The 11,698-nt window shown below is 64.5% G+C and carries 11 protein-coding genes; 5 read left to right on the forward strand and 6 right to left on the reverse strand.

The window, feature by feature from the left end; translation table 11 throughout:
- Positions 1-139 precede the first annotated feature (139 nt).
- From ACVIGB_RS20350 to ACVIGB_RS20365, 4 genes are all read left to right on the forward strand, one after another.
- On the forward strand, positions 140-1,090 hold the full coding sequence (locus ACVIGB_RS20350; protein WP_456721312.1) for a hypothetical protein: 951 nt from the start codon (positions 140-142) through the stop codon (positions 1,088-1,090).
- A gap of 147 nt (positions 1,091-1,237) precedes the next feature.
- Entirely contained in the window at positions 1,238-1,792 is a 555-nt protein-coding gene (locus tag ACVIGB_RS20355; protein WP_456721311.1) for a carboxymuconolactone decarboxylase family protein, read from the forward strand.
- Position 1,793: 1 nt separating this feature from the next.
- Positions 1,794-2,594: an SDR family NAD(P)-dependent oxidoreductase gene (locus ACVIGB_RS20360; protein WP_456721310.1), complete on the forward strand. Its 801-nt coding sequence runs from the start codon at positions 1,794-1,796 to the stop codon at positions 2,592-2,594.
- A 269-nt stretch (positions 2,595-2,863) separates the two neighbouring features.
- The gene (locus tag ACVIGB_RS20365) at positions 2,864-3,082 is read left to right on the forward strand and encodes a hypothetical protein (RefSeq protein WP_076828992.1); all 219 of its coding nucleotides are present in this window, start codon (positions 2,864-2,866) and stop codon (positions 3,080-3,082) included.
- Between the two features lie 39 nt (positions 3,083-3,121).
- On the opposite strand, the gene ACVIGB_RS20370 is transcribed toward ACVIGB_RS20365, so the two are convergent.
- Complete coding sequence (locus tag ACVIGB_RS20370; protein ID WP_456721309.1) at positions 3,122-6,304, reverse strand: efflux RND transporter permease subunit; 3,183 nt, start codon at positions 6,302-6,304, stop codon at positions 3,122-3,124.
- A 23-nt stretch (positions 6,305-6,327) separates the two neighbouring features.
- Complete coding sequence (locus tag ACVIGB_RS20375; RefSeq protein ID WP_456721308.1) at positions 6,328-7,572, reverse strand: efflux RND transporter periplasmic adaptor subunit; 1,245 nt, start codon at positions 7,570-7,572, stop codon at positions 6,328-6,330.
- Positions 7,573-7,775: 203 nt separating this feature from the next.
- Between ACVIGB_RS20375 and ACVIGB_RS20380 the strand changes: the two genes are divergently transcribed.
- Positions 7,776-8,375, forward strand: a complete 600-nt coding sequence (locus tag ACVIGB_RS20380; RefSeq protein WP_456721307.1) for a TetR/AcrR family transcriptional regulator — start codon at positions 7,776-7,778, stop codon at positions 8,373-8,375.
- 211 nt (positions 8,376-8,586) lie between these two features.
- On the opposite strand, the gene ACVIGB_RS20385 is transcribed toward ACVIGB_RS20380, so the two are convergent.
- The 4 genes from ACVIGB_RS20385 to phnL are packed head-to-tail and all read right to left on the reverse strand — an operon-like array spanning position 8,587 to position 11,690.
- Complete coding sequence (locus ACVIGB_RS20385; protein ID WP_456721306.1) at positions 8,587-9,198, reverse strand: pyridoxamine 5'-phosphate oxidase family protein; 612 nt, start codon at positions 9,196-9,198, stop codon at positions 8,587-8,589.
- A 35-nt stretch (positions 9,199-9,233) separates the two neighbouring features.
- A complete protein-coding gene (gene phnN, locus ACVIGB_RS20390) occupies positions 9,234-9,827 on the reverse strand; it encodes a phosphonate metabolism protein/1,5-bisphosphokinase (PRPP-forming) PhnN (protein WP_456721305.1) in 594 nt (197 codons plus the stop codon).
- Positions 9,824-10,978, reverse strand: a complete 1,155-nt coding sequence (locus ACVIGB_RS20395) for an alpha-D-ribose 1-methylphosphonate 5-triphosphate diphosphatase (protein WP_456721304.1) — start codon at positions 10,976-10,978, stop codon at positions 9,824-9,826. The genes phnN and ACVIGB_RS20395 overlap by 4 nt, the downstream gene beginning before the upstream one ends.
- A gap of 13 nt (positions 10,979-10,991) precedes the next feature.
- Positions 10,992-11,690 (reverse strand): phosphonate C-P lyase system protein PhnL, encoded by a 699-nt coding sequence (gene phnL / locus ACVIGB_RS20400; RefSeq protein WP_456721303.1) that lies wholly within the window; start codon positions 11,688-11,690, stop codon positions 10,992-10,994.
- Positions 11,691-11,698 lie beyond the last annotated feature (8 nt).

Consider the following 11,698-nt stretch of genomic DNA (forward strand, 5'->3'; position numbering starts at 1 on the left):
CTGATTTTGTTATGCATGAACAGCCCCGTTCCATGGCCGCAGCACATATCTCATGTTGCGCATGCGAGGCCTTGTTGCTCTGCGAGGCTTGCCGAACCCCGGCATCTTTGAAACGGTGGCGCGCAAAGGGAGACCAAGGATGATTAAAGTCGAATCCGCATTCACGACGGAAATCGTGGAGAACGGCAATCTGCTGGTGGGTCCCTGGCGCAGCCCGAAGCAGATGCTTCAGGCCCAGACCTACGACGCCCACGCCTCGATTCACGACGATGCAACCGCGCAGAAGCTCGGCTTCCGCGGCGGCACGATCGAGGGACCGACCCATTTCAGCCAGTTCGCGCCGCTGTGCGAGCGGATCTGGGGGCGGGCCTGGTTCATGACCGGGTGCCTGTCCGCGCATTACCGCAATCCGGTGTTCGAAGGCGAAGAGGTGCAAGCCCAGATCGAGAAGCCGAAGCCGGGCCAGACCGTTTGCACCATCAGGATGATCAAGCGCGACGGCACCGAGATCCTGCGCGGCACCGCCTCGATCGACGGTGACGGCACCGAGACGGCGCTTAGCCACAGGCTTGGCGAATTGAAGCCGCTGACCGATCCTGTGATCCTCGCCGACATCAAGGTCGGCATGAAGACGGCCCGGCAGGCGATCAAGATGGATTTCGACCAGAACATGGGCGATCTCTATCCGTTCTCGCTGGCCGACAAGCTCAAGGTGATCACCGAGCCGTCGGATTATTATTCGCTGGAGTACAATCCCTGGGGCCGCGCCATCATCCCGATGGAGATGCTGAGCGTGCTGTTCCAGTACCGCGCCCGCGAGGACCGCTTGCCGGTCCGCGGTCCCGCTGTCGGGCTGTTCGCGGATCAGGAGATCCGGCTTGTGCGCGGGCCGCTGTTCCCGGGCGAGACCTATTGGGTCGAGCGCGAGGTCGTGGCGCTCTCGGGCAGCAAGCGCACCGAGAGCATGTGGGTGCGCTCGACCGTGTTCGATGCCGATGGCGCCGTGGTCGCGACCATGCTGCTCAACGGCGCCAGCATGAAGGACTCCTACGCCAACTACGAGCGCGAGCACAAAGCCCTCTACGGCTGAAGCGCTAAAGCATGATCCGGAAAAGTGCGAAGCGGTTTTCCGAAAAGACCATGCTCAAACAACGAACTAAAGCGCGATGACGATTCAACCCAATCGCATCGCGCTTTAGCCACCTCCTCGCAAGCCGCCGAACCAAGGACAACAACAATGGCCCGCCTGCCCTATCTCGAAGCCGATCAGGTCGCCCCCGAATATCGCGACATGCTCAAGCGCAACACCAATCTGCACAAGCTCCTCGTCAACTCGCCGGACATGGCGCGCGCCTTCAACGGCATCGGCGGCTATATCCGCTTCAAGAGCAAGCTCGATCCGCGGCTGCGCGAGCTCGCGATCCTGCAGGTCGGCTGGCTCGAGAAGTCGGAATACGAGTTCACCCACCATGTGAAGATCGGCAAGGAGTTCGGCGTCACCGACGAGGACATCCAGGGCCTGATCGCCGAGACCGAGGGCAAGCCGTCCAAACTCGAGCCGCTGGCAAAGGCGATCCTCAAGGGCGCCCGCGAGATGGTGCGCGAGCTCGCGATGTCGGAGGCGACCTTCGCCGAGATCAAGCGAGAGCTGTCCGACGGACACATGACCGATCTGGTGCTGACGATCGCGTTCTACTGCGCCGTGGTGCGCGTGCTCGCCACCATGCAGATCGACAACGAGCCAGCCTACAAAGAGGTACTGCAGCAGTACCCGATCCCGGGAGTGAAGTGACATGCGCCTGCAAGATCGCGTCGCCATCGTCGTCGGCGCCGGCCAGAGCCCCGGCGAGGGCATCGGCAACGGCCGCGCCACCGCGCTGACCTTCGCGCGCGAAGGCGCCAAGGTGCTGTGCGTCGATCACAATCTGGCATCGGCGCAGGAAACCGTCGATATGATCACGGCCAAGGGCGGCACCGCTGTCGCCTTCAAGGCCGACGTCACCAGGAATGCCGACATCAAGGCGATGGTGGCGGATGCGCATGGCCGCTGGGGCAGCGTCGATATCCTGCACAACAATGTCGGCGTCAGCCTCTCCGGCGGCGATGCCGAGCTGCTCGACATCACCGAGGAAGCGTTCGACCGCTGCGTGGCGATCAATCTGAAGAGCTGTATCCTCGCCGCCAAGCATGTGATCCCGATCATGCGCAAGCAGCAGCGCGGCTCGATCATCAACATCTCGTCGATGGCCGCAATCACGACCTATCCTTACGTCGCCTACAAGGCGACCAAGTCGGCGATGATCGCCTTCACCGAACAGCTCGCCTACCAGAATGCGCAATATGGCATTCGCGCCAACGTGATCCTGCCGGGGTTGATGAACACGCCGATGGCGGTGGACACGCGCGCACGCGAATTCAAGAAGAGCCGCGCCGAGGTTGAGGCTGAGCGTGACAGCAAGGTGCCGCTGCGTCACAAGATGGGCACCGGCTGGGACGTCGCCAACGCCGCGCTGTTCCTCGCCTCGGATGAGGCCAATTTCGTCACCGGTGTGACGTTGCCGGTCGATGGCGGCGCCAGCGTGCGGCGCGGTTAACTCGGCGAATCCACCTGATTGGCCCGGTTAATCGAGGTGATTAACCTGGTTAATCGAGACGATTAGCCTGTGTGACGATGTGCGGTTAATCACTGTGACGGCATCACGTGGCAATGCGCCACAATGATTCGAAAAACTTGAAGTATTCCAATGACACGGCGATGTGACGGCGTGTCCACATAAATCGAAATCCTGACTCGTTGTGGTCGCACGAAATTCATCTGCGCTCTGTATCTCGCACGCCAAGAACTTCTGGAGTGCCTGGACCAATGAGCGAAGAATTCGAACTCAGACCCGATCAGTGGGATGCGTTGAAAGCGTTGCGGGCTCCCGCAGCAAACCCTTCACGGCTGAACCGGTTCGCCGTCGAGAGCCTGATCACGCTCGGTTATGTTGCGGTGCGAGGAGATTCGTTTGAACTGACGCCCGCGGGCCGCAAGGTGCTGGTCCGCGGTTCGTCACAATTGCTGCTCGATATCGCAGCTTGATCCTCTTCAAACTGACACGAGGCTTACACACACGCGGCATCATGCCGCGTGTGCTTTTCCGGGGATGGTCGCCTCGCCGTGCTGCGTCAGCGGCTTCATGCCGGTGACGGTGCGCAGCAGCACATAGAACACCGGCGTCAGGAACAGGCCGAACACGGTGACGCCGATCATGCCGGAGAACACCGCGACGCCCATCGCGCGCCGCATCTCCGAGCCCGCGCCGGTCGACAGCACCAGCGGCAGCACGCCCATGATGAACGCCATCGACGTCATCAGGATCGGCCGCAGCCGCAACCGGCTGGCCTCGATCGCGGCGCGGATCGGGGAGCGCCCGGCGAATTCGAGCTCGCGCGCGAATTCGACGATCAGGATGGCGTTCTTGGCCGACAATCCGACCAGCACGATCAGGCCGATCTGGGTGAAGACGTTGTTGTCGCCCTTCGACAGCCAGACGCCGAACATCGCGGCCAACAGGCCCATCGGCACGATCATGATGATCGAGAGCGGCAGCGCCAGGCTCTCATAGAGCGCAGCGAGCACCAGGAACACCAGGAGGATCGCGAGCGGAAACACCCAGATTCCGGAGTTGCCGGCGATGAACTCCTGATAGGTCAGGTCGGTCCATTCGAAGGCAAAGCCCGGCGGCAGCGTTTCGGCCGCGATCCGTGTCGCCGCCTCCTGCGCCTGGCCGGACGAAAAGCCCGGCGCCGCAGCGGCGTTGATGTCCGACGACAGGAAGCCGTTGTAGCGGATCGCGCGCTCCGGACCCGCGCTCTGGCGGACCTTCAACAGCGCCGACAGCGGCACCATGTCACCGGACGACGAGCGCACCTTCAACTGCCTGATGTCGTCGGCACGCGCGCGGAACGGCGCGTCCGCCTGAACATAGACCGAATAGGTGCGGCCGAATTTGTTGAAGTCGTTGACATAGTAGGAGCCGAGATAGATCTGTAGCGTGTTGAAGACCTCCGTGACCGGCACGCCGAGCTGCAGCGCCTTGGTGCGGTCGATGTCGGCGAACAGCTGCGGCACGTTGACCTGGAAGCTCGAGAACACGCCGGCGATCTCCGGCGCCTTCTGCATCGCCGTCATGAACGCCTTGGTGGCGTCGTTCAGCGCCTCATAGCCGAGGCCGGCGCGGTCCTCGATCTGCAGCTTGAAGCCGCCGATGGTGCCGAGGCCGTTGACCGGCGGCGGCGGGAACATGGCGATGAAGGCATCCTGGATGCCGGCATATTTCTTGTTGAGCGCCGCCGCAATCGCCGGGCCGCTCAACGACGGATCCTTGCGCTCGTCGAACGGCTTCAAGGTCGAGAACACGATGCCGGCGTTGGAGGAGTTGGTGAAGCCGGAGATCGACAGGCCGGGAAACGCCACCGAGCTCTCGACACCCGGCTGGGTCAGCGCGATGTCGCTCATCTTGCGGATCACTTCCTCGGTGCGGTCGAGCGTGGCGCCGTCAGGCAGCCGGGCAAAACCGACCAGATACTGCTTGTCCTGGCCCGGCACGAAGCCGCTCGGCACCTGCTTGAACAGCACGCCGGTCAAGCCGATCAGCAGCACATAGAGGCCGATCACCACCGCCTTGCCATAGATCACCTTGGTAACCGTACGGCCGTAATTCTCCGAGGACTTCGTGAAGACCTTGTTGAAGCCGCGGAAGAACCAGCCCAGCGACTTCTCCATGCCCCGGGTCAGCCAATCCTTCGGCTCGTCATGCCCCTTCAAGAGCAGCGCCGACAGCGCCGGCGACAGCGTCAGCGAGTTGATCGCCGAGATCACGGTCGAGATCGCAATCGTCAGCGCGAACTGCTTGTAGAACTGTCCGGTGAGGCCGGAGATGAAGGCGAGCGGCACGAACACCGCGATCAGCACCAGCGCGATCGCGATGATCGGGCCGGACACTTCGCGCATCGCCTGGTTGGTGGCGTCGCGCGGCGACAGGCCGGATTCGATGTTGCGCTCGACATTCTCGACCACGACGATGGCGTCGTCGACCACGATGCCGATCGCCAGCACCAGGCCGAACAGGCTGAGCGCGTTGATCGAGAAGCCGAACACATGCATCACCGCGAAGGTGCCGACGATCGACACCGGGACCGCGATCAAGGGAATGATCGAGGCGCGCCAGGTCTGCAGGAACAGGATCACGACCAGCACGACGAGCGCGATCGCCTCGAGCAGCGTGTGGATAACGGCTTCGATCGAGGACCGCACGAACTGCGTCGGATCGTAGACGATCTGGTACGACACGCCTTCCGGCATGTTCTTCTTGATCTCGGCCATCGTCGCGCGGACATGGTCGGAGATCTCCAGCGCGTTCGAACCCGGCGCCTGGAAGATCGGGATCGCGACCGCCTGCTTGTTGTCGAGCAGCGAGCGCAGGCCGTATTCGGAGGCGCCGAGCTCGATCCGCGCGACGTCGCGCAGCCGCACCACCTCGCCGGCCGAACCGGTCTTCACCACGATGTCGCCGAACTGTTCCTCGGTCGACAGCCGCCCCTCGGCATTGACGGAGAGCTGGAGGTCGAGGCCCTTGACGCTGGGCGAGGAGCCGACCACGCCGGCGGCGGCCTCGACGTTCTGGGCCTGGATTGCGCGCACGACGTCGCTTGCGGTCAGGCCATGCTCGGCGGCCTTCTGCGGATCAACCCAGACTCGCATCGAATAATCGCCGGCGCCGTAGAGCTGGACGTCGCCGACGCCGTCGATCCGCGCCAGCCGGTCCTTGACGTTGAGCACTGCATAGTTGCGCAGATACGTCATGTCGTAGCGGTTGTTCGGCGACAGCAGATGCACGACCATGGTGAGGTCGGGCGAGCTCTTCTTGGTGATGATGCCGAGCTGGCGCACCACGGCCGGCAGGCGGGGCTCGGCCTGTTGCACGCGGTTCTGCACCAATTGGGTCGCCTTGTCGGGGTCGGTGCCGAGCCGGAACGTCACCGTCAGCGTCATCGCGCCGTCGGTGGTCGCCTGGCTCGACATATAGAGCATGCCTTCGACGCCGTTGATCTGCTCCTCGATCGGGGTCGCGACCGTCTCGGCGATCACCTTCGGATTGGCGCCGGGATAGGTCGCACGCACCACGACCGACGGCGGCACCACGTCGGGATATTCCGAGATCGGCATTGCCAGCAGCGAGATCAGGCCGGCCAGGAAGATCAGGATCGATAGCACGCCGGCGAAGATCGGCCGGTCGATGAAGAATTTTGAGAGATTCATGGCTCCGCCCCCGCGCGCAGCGCCTAGCGCTGCACGACGTGCTGGTTGGTTTCAGAGGATGCCTGTTGCATGCCGCGCGCGCCCATCTCGGCGACTTCCATCTTCAGAAGTGCGCCGGGACGCACGCGCTGCAGGCCGTTGACGACGATGCGGTCGCCGGATTTCAGGCCGGCGGTGACGATCCGCAGGCCATCGACCGCGCCGCCGAGCGTGACGGAGCGATAGACCGCGCGGCTGTCGTCGCCGACCAACATGACGAACTTCTTGTCCTGGTCGGTGCCGACGGCGCGTTCGTCGATCATCACCAGCGTCTGCTGCTGGGGCTGGCCCATGCGCACGCGGGCGAACTGCCCCGGGATCAGCCGGCCGTCTTCGTTCTTGAACACGGCGCGGACGCGGATGGTGCCGCTCTGCCCGTTGACCTGGTTGTCGATGAGCTGGATGTGCCCCTTGGCGCTGAGGCCGCCCGACGTCACCATGTCGACCGGGATCTGATCGAGATTGCCGCGCTTGCCGGACGCGTCCGCGATCGAGTTCAGCGCACGCAGCACGACCTCTTCATCCGCATCGAAGCTCGCATAGATCGGATTGACCGAGACCAGCGAGGTGAGGACGGGCGACGAGGTGCCTGCCGCGACGAGATTGCCGACGGTGATCTCGATCCGGCCGACCCGGCCGTCGACCGGCGCGCGGACCTCGGTGTAGTCGAGATTGAGCTTTGCCGTCTGCAGCGCGGCTTCGGCGGCCTTGACGTTGGCGATCGCCTCGCGATTGGTGTTGTCGCGCTGGTCGAAATCGCGCTTGGTGACAATGTTGTTGCCGACCAGCTGTGCGCCGCGCTCGACCTCGTTTGCGGCAAAGACCGCCCGGGCCTTCGCGGCCTCGAGCTGCGCCTGGGCCCGGTCGACCTCGGCCGCGTAAGGCGCGGGGTCGATCTTGAACAGGACGTCGCCGGACTTCACCAGCGCGCCCTCGGTGAAATTGGTCGCCAGAATCGCGCCCGCCACCCGCGGCCTAAGCTGGACGCGGTCGACGGCCTCGAGCCGGCCCGAGAAATCATCGAACAGGGTGGTCGGCCGCGGCTGGATCACGGAGACGGTCACCGGCACCGCCGGTTCAGTGGCGGCGGCGGCCGCGGTCGCCTGCGCAGCGTGGAAATAGTGGCCGGTCGCGATCGAACCGGCCACCGCGAGGGCGCCGAGGATCACGACACCGCCGACGATTCGTCGGAAACGGCCGGAACGGGGATTTTGGGTTGACGAAGGCATTGACGCGCTCCAGATATCTGTAGTGTTCGCTACAGATGTGGAGCTGGACGCCGGTGCGCAAGATACTTATGTATCGAGCACTATGAATTTATTATCTCATTCGTGGGGAAATGGGAAGACGCGGAAAAACATCACGTGCAACAAGAGGATAAGTCAGGGACAATCCGTCACAGAAACGGCGCCCGGCTTACGGAGCAACGAAAATGGGAATGGGACGCCCCCGCGCCTTCGACGCGGACGCCGCTTTGGACCGGGCCATGGACGTATTCTGGCGCCACGGTTACGAGGGCACCACGATCGCGCAGCTCACCGAGGCGATGAGCATCAATCCGCCGAGCCTCTACGCCGCCTTTGGCAGCAAGGAAGGCCTACTGAAGGCCGCGCTCGACCGCTACTCCGAAAAGCGCGACGCCTGGATGGAAAAGGTTTTGGGCGCCGCAACCGCCCGAGAGGTCGCCGAACGATTTCTGATGGAGCATGCGGACGCCCAGACCGATCCCGCCAACCCGCCCGGCTGCCTGCTGGTCCAGGGCGGCCTCGCCTGCGGCACCGGCTCGGAAAACGTTCCATTCGAACTGGCGGCGCGCCGCACCCATACCGAAGACCAGTTGCGCGAACGCTTTGTCCGCGCCAAGGCCGAACGCGATTTGGGCGAAAGCGCCGATCCGGCCATGCTTGCCCGCTATCTCTCCGCGGTCACGTCGGGCATGTGCGTGATGGCCTCCTCGGGCGCCGACCGCAATGCGCTACGCGAGATCGCGGCGGTGTCGCTGAAGGCGTTCGATGAGCAGGCGAAGACGTAGTTGTAACAGGAGCTTCGGCGCAGCCGTCGGAAGTCACCTCGCCCCGCTTGCGGGGAGAGGTCGAATTCGAGCGAAGCTCGAATTCGGGTGAGGGGACTCTCCACGAACAAAAGTCTCACCGTCGTTGCGGCACGACCCCTCACCCCTGCCCTCTAAGAGCGAGCTTCGCTCGTCTCGACCCCGCAAGAGCGGGGCGAGGGAGAAAAGAACGTCACCACATCGTTTGCCGCGCGCGCTCCGGCCATTCGCGATCGTATTTCTCGCCGCCGACCGTGTGCTCGCTCATCTCGGCGAGGATCTGGCCCGGCGTCGGCAGAGCCCTCGGATCGACCCGCTTGTCCGGATTCCAGAGGTCGGAACGCACGATCGCGCGGGCGCACTGGAAGTAGATCTCGTCCACATTCATCACGATGACCGTGCGCGGCGCCTTGCCTTCCATCTTGAAGGAGGCCAGGAGCTCCGGCTCGGCCGTGACATAGGCACGGCCGTTGACGCGCAGCGTGCTGCCCGAGCCCGGGATCAGGAACAACAGCCCGACGCGAGGATCGCGAACGATGTTGCGCAGCGAATCGCAGCGATTGTTGCCGCGGCGGTCCGGCATCATCAGCGTCTTCGCATCATGGATACGCACGAAGCCCGGCAGGTCGCCGCGCGGCGAGCAATCGAGCCCTTCGGGCCCCGAGGTCGCAAGCGACACGAACGGCGACTTCTCGATGAGCACACGATAGAGCGGCGTCACGTGATCGGCGACCTTCACGGTCGACGCGTCGTTCGGGAAGCCGTAGATCGCCTCAAGCTGCTCGATCGTGGAAATCACCGACATTCGTGCTGTTCTCCTTTGTGGCTAATCGTCTCGTGCTACTCGTCCCAGCGCTCGCCCTTGATGATGCGGACAAGCTGTCGCGCGTGATAGTCGGCGGTGCCGGAATTGACGATAGTGAAATCGGGCGTCGACGCGCTTTCGTCGACGGTGCGGGCCAGCCGCTGCGCGAGAAGGCCGTCGCTGCTGCGTGCCCGCGCGGCCAGCCGCGCCGCCAGCACATCCGGCGGTGCCGTGATCGAGACGACCACGGCATTGGCGTAGTTGCGGCGCGCCGCCGCGATCACCGTGCGGGAGACGTTCGCGATCACGGTGCGCCCGGCGCGGATCTCATCATTGATCGCGCGCGACAGCGCATAGCGATGGCCATGCGCTTCCCAATGCATGGCGTAGTCGCCGGCGGCGACCGCGCGCTGGAAGGCTTCCGCGCTGACCTCTTCATTGTCTTCCGAGGCCGAGGCCTGACGGGTGATCAGGCGGCGCGGAAAGACGATGTCGCGATCGTCGGCGCAGGCCGCCTTCGCCAGTCCCAGCAGCGTATCCTTGCCGGCGCCGCTCGGGCCGACCACCAGGATCAACCGGCCCGGACCGATCGCGGCGCGCTGCTCGGCGACGACGGACGCATCGGTCACGCGACCCTCCCTCCTTCGCGCCAGACGCTGCGCACGACAGGCAGATCGCGCGCGACGTGGACGCGGATCAGATCGGCGCGCCTGCCGACCGCGATCTCGCCGCGATCGGCGAGGCCGACCGCCTCGGCCGGCGTCTTGGTCACGGTGCGGACAGCGGAAGCAAGATCGATCGCCGGCACATGCCGCGGCAGTTGCAGGGCGGCCATCAGCAGGCTGGAGGGGATGTAGTCCGACGACAGGATATCGAGCATGCCCTCATTGGCGAGATCGACGGCGGCGATGTTGCCGGAGTGCGAGCCGCCGCGCACCACATTGGGCGCGCCCATCAGGATGTCGATGCCGGCGGCATGCAGCCCGCGCGCGGCTTCCATCGTGGTCGGGAATTCCGCGACCGCGACCTTGTCGTTGACGGCGTCGACCACGTTTTCATCCGTGGTGTCGTCGTGGCTCGCCAGCGGAATCTTGTACTGATGCGCCAGCGCGACGATCGCGCGGGTGTTGGCCACGGCATATTCCTTCTGATAGGCGAAGCGCCGTGCAAACAGCACGTCGAGCTGGGTGTCGGTCATGCCGCCGCCCTTGCCGCGGTAGTAATCGCGCAGCTTCACCTCGTCGCGGAACTGGCGCTGGCCCGGCGTATGATCCATCAGCGACATCAGGCGCACGTCCGGCCGGTCGATCAGCTCCTTGGCCTCGGCGACGACATCCGGCATCGGCACCTCGCAGCGCAGATGCAGAAAGTGATCGGCACGCAGCAGGTCCTCCTCGCGCGCGGCCGAGATCGCCGCCGCCAGCACGCCGGCACGGCCGTCGACGTCCTCGGCGCCGTCCTCGCGCCAGACCCGCAGCGAGTCCAATACGGTGGTGATGCCCGAGGTCGCGAGCTGCCCGTCATAGGAGATCACGGCCGCGACCGGATTCCAGAATACCTTCGGCCGCGGCACGTAGTGCATTTCGAGATGGTCAGTGTGCAGCTCGATCAGCCCGGGCATCAGGAGATCGCCGCCGGCGTCCTCGGCTGCCTCGGGCGCCCTGCCCTCGCCGAATTCGGCGATCTTGCCGTCAGCGATCGCAACCCAGCCCTGCTCGATCACGCGATCGGCGAGGACCAGCCGGGCGTTGCCGATGATGGTGTCTTGCTTGGCGGTCATTTCAAACGGTCCTTCAGGCAGCGGCAGCGAACGAGGTCACATCGACGATACGGTCGGCAATCAGATGGCGGATTTCGTCGTCATGGACAATCGCGACCATCGCGACGCCCTTAGTCTTTTTCTCCGCAATCAGCTCAACCACCACTGCGCGATTCGCCGCATCGAGCGAAGCGGTCGGCTCGTCCAGCAGCAGGATCGGGAGGTCCGAGATGAAGCCGCGCGCGATGTTGACGCGCTGCTGCTCGCCGCCGGAGAAGGTCGAGGGCGGCAAGGTCCACAGCCGCTCCGGAATGTTGAGCCGGCGCAACAATTTCCCGGCGCGATCGCGGGCCTCCTCGCGCGCCACGCCGTTGACGATCAGCGGCTCGGCGACGACATCGGTCGTCGCCACCCGCGGCACCGCGCGCAGGAACTGGCTGACATAGCCGATGGTCGAGCGGCGGATGCTCAGCACCTGCCGTGGTTCGGCGGTCGCGAGATCGACCACCGTGCCGCGGTGGCGGATGCCGATCCGGCCGCTGTCGCAGCGATAGTTGCCGAAGATCATCTTCAGGATCGAGGATTTGCCGGCGCCCGACGGGCCGGACAGCACCACGCACTCACCCGGATCGGCGTGGAACGAGACGCCCCGCACCACAGGCAGCTCGACGCCGCCTTGCAGATGCATGGTGAAGGTCTTCTCGGCGTTGGCAAGTTCGATCATCGCGGTCATTGGCAAGC

The sequence above is a fragment of the Bradyrhizobium sp. USDA 4341 genome (assembly GCF_054063755.1).